Raw genomic sequence first — 19,119 nt, 5'->3', positions numbered from 1 at the left:
GAGATGTCTCCCTCTCCCCGTTCTTACGGAGTCGCGACGAGCTTCGCTCGCGCTGAGAGGGTTGGGGTGAGGGGCCTCTCTCCGCGAATGAGATCACCATGAGACCTGTACCCCCTCACCCGAATTCGATCTGCGATCGAATTCGACCTCTCCCCGCAAGCGGGGAGAGGTAAAGACATCACCGCGCCCCGAACGTGGTCTTGCCGAACAGCGCCTTCTGGCTGGAGGGCTGCGAGCGCCAATATTGCGGCGGGGCTTCGACCTCGCCGCCGAGCTCGGCGGCGGCGTGCCAGCCCCAGCGGGGGTCGTAGAGCATGCCGCGGGCGAGCGCGACCATGTCGGCCTTGCCGGACGCGACGATCTCTTCGGCCTGCTTGGGCTCGGTGATGAGGCCAACGGCGATGGTCGGCACGCCCGTCTCGCGCCTGATGGCCTCGGCGAACCGGACCTGATAGCCGGGGCCGAGCGGAATCTTCTGCAGCGGCGAGACGCCGCCGGAGGAGGCGTCGATCCAGTCGACACCGCGCGCCTTCAGCGCTTGCGCGAATTCGATGGTCTGCGCCAGATCCCAGCCGCCCTCGACCCAGTCGGTCGACGACACCCGCATGCCGACCGGCTTGTCGTGCGGGAACACGGCCCGGACCGCGTCGTAGACCTCGAGCGGGAAGCGCATGCGGTTCTGCAAAGACCCGCCGTACTCATCCGTGCGCTTGTTGGAGATCGGCGACAGGAACTGATGCAGGAGATAACCGTGCGCGCCGTGCAGCTCGATGGCGTCGATGCCGATGCGGTCCGCGCGGCGGGCACAGTCGACGAAGGCGTCGCGGATGCGCTTCAGGCCCGCGGCATCGAGCGCAAGCGGGGCGGCCTCGCCCTCCTTGTGCGGCACCGCCGACGGCGCCACCGTCTGCCAGCCGCCGTGCTCGACCGGGATCAGCTGGCCGCCGTCCCAGGGCCGCGCGCTCGACGCTTTGCGGCCGGCATGGGCGAGCTGCATCGCCACCGCCGTGGAGGAACGCTTGCGCACGGAGCTAAGGATCTGCTTCAGCGCGGCCTCGCAAGCATCGCTGTAGAGCCCGAGGCAGCCCGGCGTGATGCGGCCGATCGCCTCCACATGGGTTGCCTCGATGCAGAACATCGCCGCGCCCGAGAGGCTGAGATTGTTGATGTGGGTGAAGTGCCAATCGGTGGCGACGCCGTCCTCGGCCGAATACTGGCACATCGGCGACACCACGACGCGGTTCTTCAAAGTCAGGCCGCGCAGCTTGATCGGGGAAAACAGGGCGCTCATGCGGGAGTTCCGGGGATGGAGGGATGGAAGCGATTGCATGAAGTTTAGTGGCCCGGCGGCGAATTGCGAGTTGCGCAGGCGGCATGGCCGCCTGCGGGGCCATGCATTGCGGGTCATGTGGTCACGAGGTGAGCCTTCACATTCCGCTGTCGACCCTGCGAAAGCAGGGACCCAGAACCACAGGGAGGAGTTTGGCGGAGATTAGTCGTTCGGGATTGGCATCATCCCCAATCGCTAGATCACGCGGTATGGGTCCCTGCGCCCCGTGCGCAATTGCGCACTAGGCAGGGACGACAGGAGAGTGTGTCGCGCCCCCGCTACTCCACCAGCGCAAACTGCAGCAGCAATGTCCGCTGCAACATGGAAAAGTTGTCGTCCGACACCAGCGTCAGCACGGTCTCGCCCTCGGCCGTGACGTGGGCGTCGATGCCTTCCATGTTGTCGATCTCGTGGCCGAGATCGGCGGCGAACAGCGCGGGGCCGTCGACCAGCGCGCCCGGTGCGATGGATTTGAGCGGGATCGCGCGGATGCGGATGTTGACGCCGGTGAACCAGGAGAATTTGCGTTCGAGGATCAGGAGCTCGCCGCTGGGCAGCAGCACGGCGTCGCTGATGTCGAATTTCTCGGTGCGGCGCACGCTGAACTGGCCGGGCGTGGGGCCGCCGATCAGGAACGCGAGCAGATTGCCGTCGGCATCGAGCCCGCGCTCGGAGAAGGCGATCAGGGTGCCGGCCAAGGGTTGGCCCTTCGGCACAAACACCAGCGCCTCCAGCCCCTTGTTATCCGGCAGCTTGCGGATCGCCGCCGGCGTCGGCACCACCTCGCCGCGCGCCTGCATGCCGCCCCTGGCGAAATCGAAGCGCATGATCTGGTTGACGCGCTCGAGCCCGACATAAAAGACATTGCCGTCACGCGCGAGCGACTCAGTGTCGTACCAATTGCGCTTCTCGGTGATCGGCCGCCCCTCGGCATTCAGCATCGGCGCCGCCTCGACATCGTCGAGCGCGACCATCTTGCCGCCAGAATAGCGGATGCGCCCGGTGAACCAGCTGCCCTGGTCGGACAGCGCGAGAAAACGCTCGCCTTTGCTGTCGAGAAAACGGAGCGCGGACAGGCCGCCAAAGCCGCGATGCGGCGAGGTCAGCACGAGACCGCTGCGATATTGCAGCGAGCCGAAGCGCACGCGCGCGCGGTCGCGCGGCTCGAATGACGGAATCGGCCGCGCATTGACCTCGATGCTGACAGGCGCAGTGATGGCGTGCTCAACCTGCGCCTGCGCCACTCCAGGGATCGCTAGAATGGAAAATCCCGCCGCCGCGTGGCCGAGAAAGCTGCGGCGGGATTGATCGGTGCTCACGAATGCAATTTGCGGCGCGGGCGGGCGGCCGGCTGGCTCGGCGCGGTGTTGGTCTCGCTGAACAGCTCGGCGAGCTTTTCGGTGATGGCGCCGCCGAGCTCCTCGGCGTCCACGATCGTCACCGCGCGGCGGTAGTAGCGCGTCACGTCATGGCCGATGCCGATCGCGATCAGCTCGACCGGCGAGCGGGTCTCGATCTCCTCGATGATGTGGCGCAGATGCCGCTCGAGATAATTGCCGGGATTGACCGACAGCGTGGAATCGTCGACCGGCGCGCCGTCCGAGATCATCATCAGGATCTTGCGCTGCTCGGCCCTCGCCAGCAGGCGCTTGTGCGCCCAGTCGAGCGCCTCACCGTCGATGTTCTCCTTGAGCAGCCCTTCGCGCATCATCAGGCCGAGATTTTTTCGTGCACGGCGCCACGGCGCATCCGCCGACTTGTAGATGATGTGGCGGAGATCGTTAAGACGGCCGGGGCTGGCCGGCTTGCCGGCGGCAAGCCACGCCTCACGCGACTGCCCGCCCTTCCAGGCGCGGGTGGTGAAGCCCAAAATCTCGACCTTGACGCCGCAACGCTCCAGCGTGCGGGCGAGAATGTCGGCGCAGGTGGCGGCCACGGTGATGGGCCGACCGCGCATCGAGCCGGAATTGTCGAGCAGCAGCGTCACCACGGTATCGCGGAACGTCGCCTCCTTCTCGTGCATGAAGGACAGCGGGTGATAGGGATCAGTGACGACGCGCGAGAGGCGCGCGGGGTCAAGAATGCCCTCTTCGAGGTCGAACTCCCAGGCGCGGTTCTGCTGCGCCATCAGGCGGCGCTGGAGACGATTGGCAAGACGGGCGACGATGCCCTGCAGATGCGCGAGCTGCTTGTCGAGATAGGCGCGCAGCCGCTCCAGCTCGTCATGGTCGCAGAGGTCTTCGGCCGCGATGACCTCGTCGAATTTCGGCGCGAAGGCGTGGTATTCGGGCCCGCGCGGCTCGTTCTTGCCGTGCGCGTTCGGACGCGTCGCCTCGCCCGGGGTCTCGTCGTCGCCGAGCTCGCCGTCGTCGAAGCTGTCGGAGGTCGAGGCCTGCGCGCTTTCCATTGCGCTGTCGGCCATCTCCTCGGATGAGGCTTGCGCCTGGTCGGCGCTCATCTCCTGCGCGGCATCGGAATCGGGCGAGCCTTCGGCGCCGGACTGATCGTTGTCGCCGTCCTGGTTCTCGTCGTTGTCCTCATCGTCCTCGCTGTCGGCGCTGCGCTCGTCGCCGAGCTCGAGTGCGGTCAGGAGATCATGCACGGCATCGCCGAACCGGATCTGGTCCTCGAGCACGCCGTCGAGCCGGTCGAGCCGCTTGCCGATCTTGTCCTCGAGAATCGGACGCCAGAGATCGACCATCTTCCTGGCGGCCGCCGGCGGCGCCATGCCGGTCAGGCGCTCGCGCACCAGCATCGCCAACGCGTCGGCCAGCGGCGCATCGGCGCGGTCGGTGATCTCGTCGAACTTGCCGCGATGGAAATGGTCGTCGAGCATCGCGGTGAGGTTTTTCGCAACGCCGGCCATGCGGCGCGCGCCGATCGCCTCGACGCGGGCCTGCTCGACCGCCTCGAACACGCCGCGCGCCTGCGGGTTGCCGGGCATCAGCTTGCGGTGAACTTTGGGATCGTGACAGGCGAGCTTGAGCGCGATGGAATCGGCATGGCCGCGCACGACCGCGGCATCGCGCTTGGTCATCTTGCGCGCCGGCTCGGGCAGCCGCGCCTTGCCCGGCGCAAGGCCGGGACGCTCGGCGGCGAAGGAGACGTCGAGCTCAGGCGATTTCGCGATCGCCTTGAGGCAGGAGGCGACCGAGCGCTTGAACGGCTCGGTCGGCGCTTCCTTGCTGTTACGGAATTTGGAATTGGAGGTGGTCATCTCACCCTATCCGTCGTCCCGACCCGGCGCGCAATTGCGCACGGGGAGCCGGGACGACATCCTAGACCTCAGCTGAGCGCCACGTTGACCGCCGATTCCGGCAGCTCCGCATTGAAGCAGCGCTGATAGAACTCGGCGACCAAGGGACGTTCGAGCTCGTCGCATTTGTTGAGGAAGGTGACGCGGAAGGCGAAGCCGATATCGCCGAAGATGTCGGCGTTCTCCGCCCAGGTGATCACCGTGCGCGGGCTCATCACCGTCGACAGATCGCCATTGGCGAAGGCGTTGCGGGTGAGGTCGGCCAGGCGCACCATCTTGTTGACGGTGTCGCGGCCTTCCTGAGTGCGATAGTGCTTGGCCTTGGCCAGCACGATCTCGACTTCCTCGTCATGGCTGAGATAGTTCAGCGTGGTGACGATCGACCAGCGGTCCATCTGGCCCTGGTTGATCTGCTGGGTGCCGTGATAGAGGCCCGAAGTGTCGCCGAGACCGACCGTGTTGGCGGTCGCAAACAGCCGGAACGCCGGATGCGGCTTGATCACCTTGTTCTGGTCGAGCAGGGTCAGGCGGCCCGAGACTTCCAGCACGCGCTGGATCACGAACATCACGTCGGGACGGCCGGCGTCGTATTCGTCGAACACCAGCGCGACGTTGTTCTGCAGCGCCCAGGGCAGAATGCCGTCGCGGAATTCGGTGACCTGCTTGCCGTCGCGGACCACGATCGAGTCCTTGCCGACGAGATCGATACGGCTGATATGGCTGTCGAGATTGACGCGCACGCAGGGCCAGTTCAGACGGGCGGCGACCTGCTCGATATGGGTGGATTTGCCGGTGCCGTGATAGCCGGTCACCATGACGCGGCGGTTCTTGGAGAAACCTGCGAGCACGGCGAGCGTGGTGGCGCGGTCGAAGCGATAGTCGGAATCAACTTCCGGCACATGAGGGTCGACTTCGGAATAGGCCGGCACTTCGAGATCGCTGTCGATCCCGAACACCTGGCGCACCGACACCTTCATGTCGGGCAGACCGGAAACTTCCTCAACTTTGGACAGGGCGGCGGTCGTCATCAATCCTCCGAGGTCCCGGGCGATCCCGAGACCAGTTATTTGCACGTTGGCTGCGGCTGGGTGCGGCTGCGAACCTATCAGAGACAACGTGCGGGCAGAAGCCCGCGCCCCAATCAAAGTTCCGTTGTCTTTTCATTTAGATAGGTGAGGAACGCAGTTTTTGGAGGGCTGCCTTGCGAATCACGCCCGAATTTCGCCTCTGGACGGGCGAGGGGCCTTGCGCGAGTGGCACTTTCGCCGCCCTGCCTTACTTAACCAGGGTCTGAACCGGATAGTCCCAGCCCACCACAGAGACGACGTGACGTCCTTCCTCGATCCCCTCATCTCGTTTGTCTCGGCCCATGCGTGGCTGGCCTATCTGACCCTGTTCCTGGCGGCTCTGTTAGAGGCGGTTCCGGTGGTCGGATCGGTGATCCCGGGCTCGACCATCATCCTGGCGCTGAGCGCGCTGGTCCCCGGCGGCGAGCTGCAGCTGCAATGGGTGCTGCTGGCGGCCGCGCTCGGTGCCGTGCTCGGCGACGGCTCGGCCTACTGGATCGGGCACCGGCGCCAGCGCGAGATCCTCACCGCCTGGCCGCTGACCAATTATCCGCGTGTGGTCGCCGAGAGCGAAAGCTTCTTCCACCGCTTCGGCACCTGGGCCGTGTTCTTCGCCCGCTTCGTGCCGCCGATCCGCGCCTTTGTGCCGGTGACGGCGGGCGCGCTGGGAATGGCGCCGGCGAGATTCTATGCGGTGAATATCCCGGCGATCCTGCTGTGGGCGCCGGCGCATGTGCTGCCGGGCGTTCTGGCGGTGTCGGCTCTGCACGAATATGCCGGGCTGCATCACCATGGGCATGTCGGCAAGCACATCTGGATTTTGACCGTGGTCGGCGCGGCGCTCGGTCTGGGTGTAGCGATGTGGATCTATCGCCGGCGAAACGGCGACGGCTTCGCGAAAGGCAAACCGCGGGCCTAGAGTGTGCGCTACAACTTGGTTCAGCCGAGGAAAGCATGCATTGTCGTAGCGACGGTATCGCGCGGTGGGCGCAACTAACAGCGCCGATCAGGCTCCCGCTAGGCGAAGCGCCTCCCGCAATCGGCGGGTTGGAGCGCTCTTAACTACGCAACGGATGCGCCACACGCAAAAGAAAGCACCTGCTGGCATTCTTCCTTGAAGTATTCCCGGTGCTGGTGTATTGTTCCCGCATCGATACTGGCCGAACAACTGTTCCGCTTTCGCCTCAGATCCTGACGGCGCGCACGTTTCAGACATTCTCCAAAATCGACTACCCGGAATGATGGCCGCGATTCCCGCGAGCCAGTTCCTGCGTGCACCCGAAAGGAAAACCTGATGAACACAGGTACAGTGAAGTGGTTTAACGGCCAAAAGGGCTTCGGCTTTATCCAACCGACGGACGGCAGCAAGGACGTGTTCGTTCATATCAGCGCCGTCGAACGCGCCGGCATGGGCAGCCTGAACGAAGGTCAGACGGTGTCGTATGACATCGTCGCAGACCGTCGCACGGGAAAGTCGGCTGCTGAAAATCTTCGTGCTGCTTAAGCAGTAGCACAACAGCCATGTCGCTCTAGCCACGGATGTACTGGCAGGGCCTGTGGTCCCGCCCCGCCGCCGCGTGATCGGAGGCGGGGCTTTTTTTGACTCGGCAACTCATGTCACGCTGGCCAGCGGCCCTTTCGGCCTGACTGCCGCAGCCCTCAGTCTCCGCACGAAACTGTTCAGCGCGTTTGTCGGAAATACGGCCCAGCTAGCACACAACGAGGAGACCCAATGAGCATTGTAAAGCGCCATCTGGCCGAACAAGAAGAGCGCCTCGTCCTGGTTGAGGAGATTTGCATCGACAAAGGCGCGCTGGTCTTGGATCTCGCAACCGACGAAGTGTACTTTTCGGCAGACGAAGAGGCCTACAAAAGCGCCTACGTCACCGTGTTTCAGGCTTGGGCCAAGGGCACAATCAAGGGCACGGCGGAACAAGTCTTCTTAGCCACGAAATCCATTCTTGAGGACTAGAAGATCTGCTCGCGCTTGCAGCGCAACTGCATCCTACAACGTCAGTGCGGCTCATTTGAGCCAGCGGCTATGGGGCTGACGACTTCGAGCCAGTGCTTCTGGACAGAGGACTGCCGGGCAGCGCACTTCACTCGTTGGTCTTACGTCCGGCGTCCCGCGCTAGCCGCTCCGCTCTGAGACGTTCATGATTTTCCTTGAACTCTGGATCGGCGTGGCTATCCGCTATCGTTTGGCGCGCCCCAACTGGGTTTTGCGCCTTCCGGTCGGCCTCGTCGGCGAGCTGCTGCTCGGCGGAGCGTTTCGCTTTGCTCATTGTTAGATGATCCTTGCACCCTATGCCTCAGGGCTGCGCGCCGTGGTGCTTCCACGTTTTACCAGCTAGGGGCCTATCTGAAAAGATTGCTGCGGTCTCGAGACGCAGGCTTGACGAACTCTACAGCGACGTACGATCCGAGCCGGCGCATTGCAGCAGGCGTGAGTATATGCCCTAGGCCTTCTCCACGACCATCGATCTCCGCCCCGGTGCCGGTCCCACATACCGCGCCCGTGGCCTGATCAGCTTGCCGAACTGCAATTGCTCGCTGGCGTGCGCGATCCAGCCGACGCTGCGGGCCATCGCGAACAGAGCGAGTTCGCTGCCAGCCGGCAGGCGCAGGGCATGCACCAAGACCGCGAGCGCGTAGTCGATGTTGACCAGCTCGCCGGTTGCCTCGACGATCCGCTCCGGCACCTCCCGGGTGAATTTTCGCGGCGCGCCCGCACGGGCGAGTGCGTTCAGCAGCGATTGCGCGCGGGGATCGCCGCGCTTGTAGACGCCATGGCCGAAGCCGGCGAAACGCTCGCCGAGCGCGACGCGCTCGCGCACCATCGGCTCGACATCGCGGTCGATCAGTGTCTTGACCAGCTGCGAGGCCAGCACGCCGGCGCCGCCATGCTTGGGGCCTTTCAGCGCGGCAAGGCCAGCAATGACGGAATCATAGAGGTTGAGTCCGGTGGAGGCCGCGCAGCGCGCGGTGAAGGTCGAGGCATTCAGCTCGTGGTCGGCGAGCAGCACCAATGCGCGTCGGATCAGATCGGGCGCATGCTTGTTGTCCGCCGCCCACGCTTTCGCGACCTGCTGATGCAGCGGCTCGGCCGAGGCTTCCGCATTGAGCATAGTGGCGACCAGGAGGCGGACGATGCGCGCGCCGACCAGCGCGCGGCCATCGGACGCGCGGGTGAAGGCACGCGGATCGGCGCTGGCGGCGAGCGCGAGCACGGCGATGGCGCGATCGATCGGCGCGGCCCGGCGCGCGGCTTCTGCAATCGCGCGCATCTCCTCGGAGATCGCGGGCTGATTGTCAGGCGCGAACGGATCGACGCCGGAGACGTCCCAGAGCAGTGTTGCGGTGTGCTCCAGCGTGTCGTTCTCGGCGAGATCGACGCAGTTCACGCCGCGATAGATCGCGCCCTCTTCGCTGATGGTCGAGATCTCGGTATCCATCACCGGCAGATCGGCGTCGAAGCTGCGCAGGCCCTTTGGCTCCGGCGCCGGCACCCGGCGCTCCTTCAGGGCGCGAACGTCCTCGGCGCGGTAGCGGTTCTTGCGGGAATCCGGCGTCGGCTCGGAGCGGATCAGGCCGCGGCTGACATAGGCGTAGAGGGTCGCCGGCGAGATCGCAAGTTCGGCGGCGGCTTCCCGGGCCGAGAGGTAGAGCTCCCTGGAATTTTTCATATTGATTTATGTAATCAAGATTGATCAATCTGTCGAGAGGCCCGACCTTTCTCTTCGTGCAGTGCAAAGGAGATCGGGTCATGAACATCCACCTCACCAAAAGCCAGATCGGGCTGGACGGCATTCCCGCGGCCGAGACCGCGCTGAGCCATGTCGACGGCGAGCGCGGCGAGCTGATCATCGCCGGCGAGCATGTCGGGCGCCTCGCCGCCACATCGAGCTTCGAGGGCGTCACCGCGCGGCTCTGGAACGGCGCCAGCGCAAGCAAGACCAGCTTGAGCGAAGCCGATGTGCAAGCGAGCCTCGGCGCGGCCCGTAAGCGCGCTTTCGCGCGGCTGGACGAGTTGCTGCCGGCGACGCGCGGCATGGGCATCATCGACGGCTTTCGCGCGGCGGTCGCCGGACTTCGCGCCGAAGAGGGCCTTACGCATGAAGCGACCATCGTCGGCGCGTTTCCGGTGATCGCCGGCGCGCTGGTCCGGCGCGCCAAGGGGCTCGATCCGGTCGCGCCCGAGCCGAGCGCGAGCCACGCCACCGACACGCTGCGCATGCTGCATGGGCGCGGGCCTGAAACGCGCGAGGTCACGGCGCTCGACGCCTATCTTGTCACCGCCAGCGACCACGGCATGAACGCCTCGACCTTCACCACGCGCGTGGTTGCCTCGACGCAAGCCGATCTGTTCGCCGCCGTCACCGCCGGCTATTGCGCGCTGACCGGCCCCTTGCACGGCGGCGCGCCCGAGCCGGTGCTGGAAATGCTCGACGCGATCGGCTCGCGCGAGCGCATCCAGCCCTGGGTGGATGCGGCCCTCGCCCGCGGCGAGCGGATGATGGGCTTCGGTCACCGCGTCTACCGCGTGCGCGATCCGCGCGCCGACGTGCTCAAGGCCGCGGTCGAGGCGCTTGCCGCCAACGGCGCCGACTTGCCCTTCGCGGGCGAGGTCGAGGCCTATATCCGCAGCGCGCTACGCAAGAAGAATCCGGAGCGGCCGCTGGAAACCAACGTGGAGTTCTTCACCGCGATCCTGCTCGATGCGCTCGCGATCCCAAGGCAGGCCTTCACGCCGATCTTCGCGGTCGCGCGCGTCGCGGGCTGGACCGCGCATGCGCGCGAGCAGCAGCGCACGGGACGGCTGATCCGGCCGAGTTCGTCCTATGTTGGGGCGATGCCGGAGGAATGACGAAGCAGTTCCGATGGAGCGAAGCGCAATCCGGAAAAGTCGCTTGTGCGAGATGGACCCGGACGACGCTGACGCTCCATCCGGGCGCCTCGGCTATGGAAAGGTCGAGGGGCCTGCTCGTCCCCGAGGAGCAATGTGGAACCTATACGCGGCCGACGAATTGCCTGATGTGGCGCGTAGAGGAACGCAATGCTGGACTTGTTTGGGCCATCTGACGAGGCCAGGATTGGCGAGATCGCCAGACAGGCAGCAAGCAGCAGCGCGGCCGGCGCGGATTCCGAGAGGCGATTCCGGGACTTGCTCCAGGCACTGCCCGCAGCCATCTACACCACCGACGCAGAGGGCCGCATCACCTTCTTCAATCGGGCCTGCATCGACTTCGCCGGACGCACGCCGAAGATTGGCGAGATGTGGTGCGTGACTTGGAAGCTCTATTTGCCCGACGGCACACCGCTTCCCCACGACAAATGCCCCATGGCGGTCGCCCTCAAGCAGAATCGTCCCGTGCGTGATGCCGAGGCTGTTGCCGAACGGCCCGACGGCTCGCGGATCTGCTTCGTGCCCTATCCCACGCCGCTGCGCGACGAAGACGGCCAGCTGGTCGGAGCCGTCAACATGCTGGTCGACATCACGGCCCGCAAGCAGGCGGAAGAGCGGATGATGCTTCTCACCGCCGAAGTCGACCATCGGTCCAACAACCTGCTAGCGGTGATCCAGGCGATGCTGCGGCTAACGAAGGCCGAGAGCGCGGACGAGTTCCAGGCCGTTTTTCAAGGCCGGCTCAGCGCCCTTGCCAACGTGCAGAGACTGTTCTCGGCTTCGCGCTGGACCGGCGCGAGCCTGAAGACGATCGTCGAAGAAGAGCTCCGGCCCTACGCAAGCGGGGACCGCGAACGGGTCCGCATCGAGGGCGAAGACATCCGCCTGCCGGCGATGCTGGCCCAGTCGATCGCAGTTGCCGTCCATGAGCTGGCGACCAACGCCGCCAAATACGGCTCGCTGTCGACGCCTTCGGGCCGGTTGAATATCCGCTGGGAGGCCGATCCGGCCACGTCTCTCGTCCTGCGCTGGTCGGAAAGCGGCGGGCCGGAGGTCACCGAGCCGACCCGCAAGGGTTTTGGGATCGGCGCTGTCGATGGTGTGATCCGGACCTTGCGGGGAAGAATCACCCGGCAATGGAGGCCAGAAGGATTGGTCTGCGAGCTGTCTTTCCCGGAGATCGCGGCCTAGAGCATGATGCTCGACCCATAACCCAAATCGCGATGAGGATTCATCCCGACCTCGTCGCGCTTTAGGCCTCGCGCACCACCGTCTTCAGGTAATTATACGCCTTGATGATCTCGATCAGGCGGTCTTCGGTCGAGCGGTCGCCGCCGTTGGCATCGGGGTGGTGCTGCTTGACCAGCGCCTTGTACTTGCTCTTGACGTCGGCGAGTGTGGAATTGGGGCCGAGACCCATGACCTGGAGCGCCTTGCGCTCGGCGTTCATCACCTTGCGCGTCTCGGCCTTGGGCTGGGCCTCCGGGCCCTTCCGCCAATTCGCACGGCCGTTGATCTCGGAGAACATGCTGAACGGATCGGACGCCATGTCGATCTCGGCTTCCGCACCCTTCTTGCCGCCGTTGGCGCCCATCTTCCAGGTCGGACGGTGGCCGGTCAGCGCATCCTTCTGGTAGCGCGCAACCGCGTCGGCATTCATGCCGGAGAAGAAATTGTAGTTCTGGTTGTACTCGCGCACATGGTTCAGGCAGAAGTGCCAGTACTCACGCTGGTTCTCGCGGCCCTTCGGCGCACGGTGCGCGCCCTTGTTCTGACACCCGGCCCATTCGCAGTTGACCACGGCGTCGCGCGGCTTCACTTCCGGCTGCTTGCCCCGCGGCTTCACGCGGATGGAGTCGAAGAACTTTGATGAATCGATCGGCATGGCTGACTTTGACTACGCAATGCAAAAACCTTCAAGTCTTGACATTGCAATTAGGGCGAAACCCCGTAGCACCTCGGCATTTTTTAGGACCGCCGCCAGAGGCGGCCTATGCAATTGACGGGGCGCTTGCGCACGCTTTAATGGCACTCATGGTTATGAAAGACACTATCAGCAACAAGTTGCAGGAAGCTTTCACGCCGGAAAGCCTGCAAGTCGTCGACGAGTCACATTTGCATGAGGGCCACGCCGGCCATCGGCCAAGCGGCGAGACGCACTTTCGCGTTTATATCGTGTCTGCCGCCTTCAAAGGGAAGAGCCGGGTCGACCGCCACCGCATGATAAATTCGGCGCTGGCGGCGGAACTCTCCGGCACCGTCCACGCGCTCGCGATCCACGCGCAGGCACCGGGGGAAGGGTGACCGCTGTCATGCCCCGCGAAGGCGGGGCATCCAGTACTCCGCGGCGGATGTGGTGGGAGCGAATCCCCAACGCCGGCCTCTGGATACTGGATCGTCCGCCTTCGCGGACGATGACAGCTCGCCATGCGTCAAAACGACGTCCCGGCCCTTCTTGGCTTGGCCCCCTCCAGCTCGGCCTCGCGCGGCACCGGTGAAATACGGAGCGCGGTGATGCGGTTGCGTTCCCGGCGGAGAACGCGGAAGCGGAAGCCGTGGAAGGTAAAACTCTGGCCGCGGTCGGGGATCGAGCGCGCCTCGTGAATGACGAGGCCGGCGACCGTGGTTGCCTCCTCGTCGGGCAGGCGCCAGTCCATGGCGCGGTTGAGATCGCGGATCGGCACCGAGCCGTCGACCACTACCGAACCGTCCGGCTGGGCGCGCACGCCGGCGACCACGACGTCGTGCTCGTCGGAGATGTCGCCGACGATCTCTTCCAGAATGTCTTCCAGGGTCACGAGACCTTCGACTTCGCCGTACTCGTCGACGACCAGCGCGAAATGGGTCTTGCGGCGGCGGAAGGCCTTGAGCTGCTCGGACACAGGCCGCATCTCCGGCACGAACCAGGGCGGCAGCGCGATGGTGGAGACGTCGATGCGCGAGGTGTCGCCGTCGGCGGCGCGGATCGCGCGCAACAGGTCCTTGGCGTGAAGCACGCCGATGATGTTCTCCGGCTTCTCGCGCCAGAGCGGGATGCGGGTGTACTCGGTCGCCAGCACCTCGCGCACCAGCTCCTCCGGCGGCAGGTCGGCATTGATCATCATCATCTCGGTGCGATGGATCATGACGTCGGAGACCTGGAGCTCGCGCAGGTCCAAGAGCCCGCCGAGCATGTCGCGGTCCTGCTTCTCGACCTTGCCCTCGTGATGCAAGAGGTCGACCGCGCCGCGCAGGCGCTCGGTCGGCGACAGGATGGCCTGGTGCTCGCCGGCGAGGCCGAACAGGCGCAGCAACAGGCGGACGATGACTTCGACAATCCGTAATAGGGGCCCCAGCACGTACATGGTCAGCCGCATCGGCCGCGCGACCGCAAGCGCCATGCGGTCCGGCGCATTGATCGCGATGGTTTTTGGCAGCACTTCCGCAAAAATCACGACCAGCGCCGTCATCACGCCGGTGGCGTAGAGCACGCCGACGTCGCCGAACCAGGCGGTGAAGATCGAGGTCGCCAGCGCGGAGGCGCTGATATTGGCGATGTTGTTGCCGAGCAGCAGCGCGCCGATCAGGCGCTCGCGCATGTCGAGCAGGTCCGAGACCACGTCGGCCTCGCGGTTACCCTGCTTGGAGAGGCGGAGCATGCTGGCGCGCGAGGCGCCGGTCAGCGCGGTCTCGCTCGCGGCGAAGAAGCCCGAGACCAGCAGGCAGATGATGACGATGGTGAAGCCGAGCCAGTCCATGAACCACTCTGGTTTCTTGTTTGACGCGTTTTCTTGACGCGAACCGGGTACCCACTTCGCTCGAAAACGCTTTAGCGAAATTCAGCCGCGTTTCAGGCCCTTTGCGCGAGCTTCTCTTTCAGGAAGTCGCGCACAGGAGCCGGCTCCACGTCTTTCGCGATGACGGCGCGCCCCACTCCCTCCAGCAGGATGAAGGTGAGCTTGCCGCGCTTGACCTTCTTGTCCTGCGCCATCAGCGCCATCAGCGCGTCGGCATCGGCAAGACCTTCCTGCGCAAAGCCCGCGATGTCCTGCAGGTGTGTCGGCAGGCCGGCTTCGATCAGATGACGCTCGACACGCATCGCATCGGCTTCGCCGATCATGCCGAGTCTTGCGGAGAATTGCGCCGCCAGGGTCATGCCGATCGCCACGCCCTCGCCGTGAAACAGGCGGTCAGAAAAACCGGTTGCGGCTTCCAGCGCGTGACCGAACGTATGGCCGAGATTGAGCAGCGCCCGCTCGCCGGTCTCGCGCTCGTCGCGCGAGACGATTGCCGCCTTGGCGCGGCAGGAGGTCGCGATGGCGTGCTCGCGCGCGGAGCCGCCCTTGACGATGTCGGAATGGTTCTTTTCCAGCCAGCTGAAGAAGGCCTCGTCGCCGAGCACGCCGTATTTGGCGACCTCGGCATAGCCGGCGCGGAACTGCCGCGGCGACAGCGTGTCGAGCACGGCGGTGTCGGCGATGACGAGAACCGGCTGGTGGAAGGCCCCTAACAGGTTCTTGCCCTGCGGCGAATTGATGCCGGTCTTGCCGCCGACGGAGGAATCGACCTGCGCCAGCAGCGAGGTCGGCACCTGCACGAAATCGACGCCGCGGCGCAGGATCGCGGCGGCAAAGCCGGCGAGGTCCCCGACCACGCCGCCGCCGAGCGCGATGACGAGATCGGTGCGCTCGATTTTTGCCGCGATCAGGGCTTCGCTGACCTTTTCGAGGCCCGCATGGGTCTTGGAGATCTCGCCTTCCTCGACGACGATGCGCGAGGTCGGAATGCCTGCTGCGGCAAGCGACGCTTCCGCCGGCTCAAGCCAGTATTTCGCGACCGTGCGATCCGTCACGATCGCGGTGCGCACGCCGGGGCGTAACGCTGCGACCCGCTCGCCGAGCGAAGCCAGCACGCCGCGGCCGATGACGATGTCGTAGGCGCGATTCTCCAGCGCGACCTCGACGTTGATAGGATCGGAGTGTTTCAAAGGCGCGGTCATCGAACGGCACTCGCGAGGTCGGCTGGTGGTTGGCCGCAGAGATACGCATGCAGCGTCGCGATGGTCTCATCGACGATTCTGTCGTGCGGCACCTCGCGCGAGGCGATGGTGAGGTCGGCATTGCTATAAACCGGCTCGCGCTCGGTGAGCAGTCGCGTCACGGTTCCCTCGGGATCGGCGGTCTGGAGCAGCGGGCGGTCGGCGCGGCGGCGGACCCGGCGCATGATGACGTCGTGATCGGCCTTGAGCCAGATCGAGACCGCCTTGGCCGCGATGCGCGCCCGCGTCTCCTCGCGCATGAAGGCGCCGCCGCCGGTCGCCAGCACGATGGGTCCGCCCTCGAGCAGCCGCGCGATCACGCGGGCCTCGCCGTCGCGGAAATGCGGCTCACCATGGCGCTCGAAAATCTCAGGGATGGTCATGCCGGCCGCCGCCTCGATCTCGCTGTCGGCGTCGACGAAGGGCAGCTTGAGCCTCAGAGCCATGCGGCGGCCGATGGTGGATTTGCCCACTCCCATCATGCCGACCAGCACGATCGAGCGCGCGCCCAGCGCCGACAGGATGTCGGCCTCAGGGGATGCTGGTATCGGCAGCGCGGCGTCGGACATAAATCTCGCTCTGGATCTCGCTCGATCTGCCGCCAAAGGCGGCATGGTTTGGCCACCTATACGACCCCGCAGGGGGCCTCGCCAGAGGACTCTTGCCACGAAACGGCGAACATGTTGGATGATTTCATTGGTTAATTCGCCGCGCCTCGAGACCCTCCCGAGATCTTGCCCGATGCCCAGCCTGTTCCGCTTCCTGACGGTCGTCGCCGTGATCGCCGGCATCGTCTATGGCGTGGTGTTCGCGCTGGCAAACTTCGTGAGCCCGAAGCCGCGGGAAATGACGGTGACAATCCCGCCGGATAAGTTTCTCAAGAAATAGCAGCTAGCCTGACCGGCATGCGCACCAGATCTTCCGCCAACAAGCCCTCGGATGCCAAGCTCACGGGCCTGTTCCTCGACATGCTCGCGGCGGAACAGGGCGCCGGCCCCAACACGCTCGATGCCTACCGCCGCGACCTCACCGATTTCTCGGAGTTTCTGGGCCGGGTCGGCCACACATTCGCGGACGCCGAAACGCAAGTCCTGCGCGACTACCTCGCCGACCTCGACACCCGCGGCTTCAAATCCACCAGCGTCGCGCGCCGGCTGTCGGCGATGCGGCATCTCTATCGCTTCCTGCTGAACGAGCGGATCCGGAGCGATGATCCCGCCGCGATCCTGTCCGGCCCGAAGCGCGGCCGCGGCCTGCCAAAGGTGCTGTCGATCGCCGATGTCGACCGCATGCTCCGCCGCGCCAAGGAATTGAGCGAGGCGGAAGATGCCTCACCCTCGAAGCGGCTGCGCGCGTTGCGGCTCTATTGCCTGCTGGAAGTGCTCTACGCCACCGGCCTGCGCGTCTCCGAACTGGTGGCGCTGCCGCGCTCGGCGGCCAAGCGCGATGCGCGCATGATCGTGGTGCGCGGCAAGGGCAACAAGGAACGGCTGGTGCCGCTCAACGAGGCCTCGCGTCAGGCGATGGCGGATTATCTCGCGGCGACGGAAGCCGCGAAGACCGAGAAAAAGAAGCACAGCCTCGCCGCCGCGAAATGGCTGTTCCCCTCGTTCGGCGAGAGCGGGCACCTGACGCGGCAGCATTTCGCCCGCGACCTCAAGGAGCTCGCGGTCGCATCCGGCCTGCAGGCGCGGCTGGTCTCCCCGCACGTGCTGCGCCATGCCTTTGCCAGCCATCTCCTGCACAACGGCGCCGACTTGCGGATCGTGCAGACGCTGCTGGGGCACACCGACATCTCGACCACCCAGATCTACACCCATGTGGTTGAGGAGCGGCTGAAGAGCCTGGTGCGCGACCTGCACCCGCTGGCGGAGAAGTAAACAGGTCTCGTGCCCCGGATGCAGCGCAGCGTGAAACGGTGCGCTGCTGAGCCGGGGCCCATGCTGCTTGCTGGGTCCCGGCTCTGCGCAGCAGCGCGATAGAGCGCTGCAGCGCGTCCGGGACACGAGAGTTCGGCCCCGGGCAACCCCCGAAACCGCCTTGACTTCGGCCACATCTCCGCAGAAAGAGCCGGGGCCTTTCGAACGATCTGGCGCGCTTCGCATGGCGCTCAGGTCAAGTCCTTGAAGAAGCTACAGTTCTTTCCTTGAGCCCAGATCCGCTTCGCCGCCTCGCCCGATCCTTCCTATATTGAGTTGATGCCAGACCAGATGCGCAGCTATCTCGACTTCGAAAAGCCCGTCGCCGAGCTCGACTCCAAGCTCGACGAATTGCGCACGCTTGCGGCCTCCGGCACCGACATCAGCGATGAGATCGGGCGGATCGAGGACAAGGCGGCGCAGGCGCTGGCCGACCTCTATCTGAATCTGACGCCGTGGCAGAAGACGCTGGTGGCGCGGCACCCGCAGCGACCGCATTTCAACGACTTCATCAAGGGCCTGATCACCGAATTCACCCCGCTCGCCGGCGACCGCAAGTTCGGTGAGGACGAGGCGCTGGTGGCCGGCTTCGGCCGTTTCCGCGGCGAGCCGATCTGCGTCATGGGCCAGGAAAAGGGCGATTCCACCGAGAGCCGTATCAAGCACAATTTCGGCATGGCGCGCCCCGAAGGCTATCGCAAATGCGTGCGGCTGATGGAGATGGCCGAGCGGTTCGGCCTGCCGGTGCTGTCGCTCGCCGATTCCGCCGGCGCCTATCCCGGCATCGGCGCCGAAGAGCGGGGCCAGGCCGAGGCGATCGCGCGCTCGACCGACGCGTGCCTGGCGCTGACCGTGCCGAATGTCGCGATCATCACCGGCGAGGGCATGTCGGGCGGCGCCATCGCCATCACCACTGCCAACAAGGTGTTGATGCTGGAGCACGCGATCTACAGCGTGATCTCGCCGGAGGCGGCGTCCTCCATCCTCTGGCGCGACGGCACCAAGGCGCAGGAAGCCGCCAACAACATGAAGATCACCGCCCAGGACATGCTCCGCTTCGGGGTGATCGACCAGATCCTGAAGGAGCCGGTCGGCGGCGCCCACCGCGACCCCGCCGCCATGATCGCCACCACCGGCGATGCCATCGCCAAGGCCTTCGACGAACTCCGCGGCCTCGACGGCGAGGCCATCCGCAAGCAGCGGCGGCAGAAATTCCTCGATATCGGCCGGAAACTGGGGTGATTCGAGCCCATTTCGGCGCGACGGCGGTGGTGCGCCCCCTCCCTCGCTTGCGGGAGGGTCGGGGAGAGGGGGTCTCCGCAAATGAGAACCCCCAAGAGGAGAGAGCCCTCACCCGGCGCCATAGCCGATGCTTCGCATCGGCGTTCTCGAAGAACGGCGGCCAAGGCCCGCCTATGCCGACCCCTCCCCGCAAGCGGGAGAGGCGAAGAGCCCCGGTAACCCCGCGTTAACCCTTTTTTTGCCCAAATCAGCGATCTCCGTTCCAATTTGGCTGCAAGGTCCAAGTTCCGCCCAGTTTAAGTCTCTGTTGACCACACCTTTGGGCCAACGCCCTCGTGATCCCCGCTCGGGTTGCGACCGCATCACCCAGAGGTTAGAATTT

At 65.3% G+C, this 19,119-nt stretch carries 19 protein-coding genes; 9 read left to right on the top strand and 10 right to left on the bottom strand.

What is annotated here, in order from left to right; genetic code table 11:
- Positions 1–178: 178 nt before the first annotated feature.
- The 4 genes from JJB99_RS03765 to cobS form a co-directional block, all read right to left on the bottom strand.
- Positions 179–1,291, bottom strand: a complete 1,113-nt coding sequence (locus tag JJB99_RS03765; protein WP_200497465.1) for an NADH:flavin oxidoreductase/NADH oxidase — start codon at positions 1,289–1,291, stop codon at positions 179–181.
- 317 nt (positions 1,292–1,608) lie between these two features.
- Positions 1,609–2,649, bottom strand: coding sequence for an esterase-like activity of phytase family protein (locus tag JJB99_RS03760; protein ID WP_200497464.1), 1,041 nt, complete (start codon positions 2,647–2,649; stop codon positions 1,609–1,611).
- Complete coding sequence (cobT, locus tag JJB99_RS03755; protein WP_200497463.1) at positions 2,646–4,547, bottom strand: cobaltochelatase subunit CobT; 1,902 nt, start codon at positions 4,545–4,547, stop codon at positions 2,646–2,648. The genes JJB99_RS03760 and cobT overlap by 4 nt, the downstream gene beginning before the upstream one ends.
- A gap of 68 nt (positions 4,548–4,615) precedes the next feature.
- Positions 4,616–5,614 carry a cobaltochelatase subunit CobS gene (gene cobS / locus JJB99_RS03750; protein WP_200497462.1) on the bottom strand — a complete coding sequence of 333 codons (999 nt, stop codon included), beginning with the start codon at positions 5,612–5,614 and terminating at the stop codon, positions 4,616–4,618.
- 298 nt (positions 5,615–5,912) lie between these two features.
- Here cobS and JJB99_RS03745 point away from each other — a divergent pair, with 298 nt between their 5' ends.
- From JJB99_RS03745 to JJB99_RS03735, 3 genes are all read left to right on the top strand, one after another.
- A complete protein-coding gene (locus JJB99_RS03745) occupies positions 5,913–6,572 on the top strand; it encodes a DedA family protein (protein WP_200497461.1) in 660 nt (219 codons plus the stop codon).
- Positions 6,573–6,947: 375 nt separating this feature from the next.
- Positions 6,948–7,157, top strand: coding sequence for a cold-shock protein (locus JJB99_RS03740; protein WP_200497460.1), 210 nt, complete (start codon positions 6,948–6,950; stop codon positions 7,155–7,157).
- A gap of 228 nt (positions 7,158–7,385) precedes the next feature.
- The gene (locus JJB99_RS03735) at positions 7,386–7,625 is read left to right on the top strand and encodes a hypothetical protein (RefSeq protein WP_200497459.1); all 240 of its coding nucleotides are present in this window, start codon (positions 7,386–7,388) and stop codon (positions 7,623–7,625) included.
- A 127-nt stretch (positions 7,626–7,752) separates the two neighbouring features.
- Here JJB99_RS03735 and JJB99_RS03730 read toward each other — a convergent pair whose 3' ends face one another.
- Together JJB99_RS03730 and JJB99_RS03725 are read right to left on the bottom strand one after the other, a co-directional pair.
- Positions 7,753–7,938: a hypothetical protein gene (locus JJB99_RS03730; RefSeq protein WP_200497458.1), complete on the bottom strand. Its 186-nt coding sequence runs from the start codon at positions 7,936–7,938 to the stop codon at positions 7,753–7,755.
- 174 nt (positions 7,939–8,112) lie between these two features.
- Positions 8,113–9,339, bottom strand: coding sequence for a citrate synthase family protein (locus JJB99_RS03725; protein WP_200497457.1), 1,227 nt, complete (start codon positions 9,337–9,339; stop codon positions 8,113–8,115).
- Positions 9,340–9,419: 80 nt separating this feature from the next.
- On the opposite strand from JJB99_RS03725, the gene JJB99_RS03720 reads away from it, so the two are divergent.
- The gene (locus tag JJB99_RS03720) at positions 9,420–10,520 is read left to right on the top strand and encodes a citrate synthase/methylcitrate synthase (protein ID WP_200497456.1); all 1,101 of its coding nucleotides are present in this window, start codon (positions 9,420–9,422) and stop codon (positions 10,518–10,520) included.
- 189 nt (positions 10,521–10,709) lie between these two features.
- Positions 10,710–11,750 carry a sensor histidine kinase gene (locus JJB99_RS03715; RefSeq protein WP_200497455.1) on the top strand — a complete coding sequence of 347 codons (1,041 nt, stop codon included), beginning with the start codon at positions 10,710–10,712 and terminating at the stop codon, positions 11,748–11,750.
- A gap of 61 nt (positions 11,751–11,811) precedes the next feature.
- On the opposite strand, the gene JJB99_RS03710 is transcribed toward JJB99_RS03715, so the two are convergent.
- The gene (locus JJB99_RS03710) at positions 11,812–12,444 is read right to left on the bottom strand and encodes a J domain-containing protein (protein ID WP_200497454.1); all 633 of its coding nucleotides are present in this window, start codon (positions 12,442–12,444) and stop codon (positions 11,812–11,814) included.
- Between the two features lie 149 nt (positions 12,445–12,593).
- Here JJB99_RS03710 and JJB99_RS03705 point away from each other — a divergent pair, with 149 nt between their 5' ends.
- Positions 12,594–12,863, top strand: a complete 270-nt coding sequence (locus JJB99_RS03705) for a BolA family protein (protein WP_246775362.1) — start codon at positions 12,594–12,596, stop codon at positions 12,861–12,863.
- A 128-nt stretch (positions 12,864–12,991) separates the two neighbouring features.
- On the opposite strand, the gene JJB99_RS03700 is transcribed toward JJB99_RS03705, so the two are convergent.
- The 3 genes from JJB99_RS03700 to JJB99_RS03690 all read right to left on the bottom strand — a co-directional run bounded on the left by JJB99_RS03700 (position 12,992) and on the right by JJB99_RS03690 (position 16,145).
- The gene (locus JJB99_RS03700) at positions 12,992–14,296 is read right to left on the bottom strand and encodes an HlyC/CorC family transporter (RefSeq protein ID WP_200497452.1); all 1,305 of its coding nucleotides are present in this window, start codon (positions 14,294–14,296) and stop codon (positions 12,992–12,994) included.
- 92 nt (positions 14,297–14,388) lie between these two features.
- On the bottom strand, positions 14,389–15,537 hold the full coding sequence (gene aroB / locus JJB99_RS03695; RefSeq protein WP_200497451.1) for a 3-dehydroquinate synthase: 1,149 nt from the start codon (positions 15,535–15,537) through the stop codon (positions 14,389–14,391).
- Positions 15,534–16,145, bottom strand: a complete 612-nt coding sequence (locus tag JJB99_RS03690) for a shikimate kinase (protein ID WP_200497450.1) — start codon at positions 16,143–16,145, stop codon at positions 15,534–15,536. Before JJB99_RS03690 ends, aroB begins: the two co-directional genes overlap by 4 nt.
- Positions 16,146–16,317: 172 nt before the next feature.
- On the opposite strand from JJB99_RS03690, the gene JJB99_RS03685 reads away from it, so the two are divergent.
- The 3 genes from JJB99_RS03685 (at position 16,318) to JJB99_RS03675 (ending at position 18,737) form a co-directional block, all read left to right on the top strand.
- A complete protein-coding gene (locus JJB99_RS03685) occupies positions 16,318–16,464 on the top strand; it encodes a histidine kinase (RefSeq protein WP_074116966.1) in 147 nt (48 codons plus the stop codon).
- Between the two features lie 17 nt (positions 16,465–16,481).
- Positions 16,482–17,456, top strand: a complete 975-nt coding sequence (xerD, locus tag JJB99_RS03680; protein ID WP_200497449.1) for a site-specific tyrosine recombinase XerD — start codon at positions 16,482–16,484, stop codon at positions 17,454–17,456.
- 318 nt (positions 17,457–17,774) lie between these two features.
- Entirely contained in the window at positions 17,775–18,737 is a 963-nt protein-coding gene (locus tag JJB99_RS03675) for an acetyl-CoA carboxylase carboxyltransferase subunit alpha (protein ID WP_200497448.1), read from the top strand.
- Positions 18,738–19,119: the final 382 nt, after the last annotated feature.

Origin of the sequence: Bradyrhizobium diazoefficiens, from assembly GCF_016616235.1 — a bacterium.
Taxonomy (GTDB): Bacteria; Pseudomonadota; Alphaproteobacteria; order Rhizobiales; family Xanthobacteraceae; genus Bradyrhizobium; species Bradyrhizobium diazoefficiens_H.
This window is presented reverse-complemented; position numbering and strand designations above follow the sequence as displayed.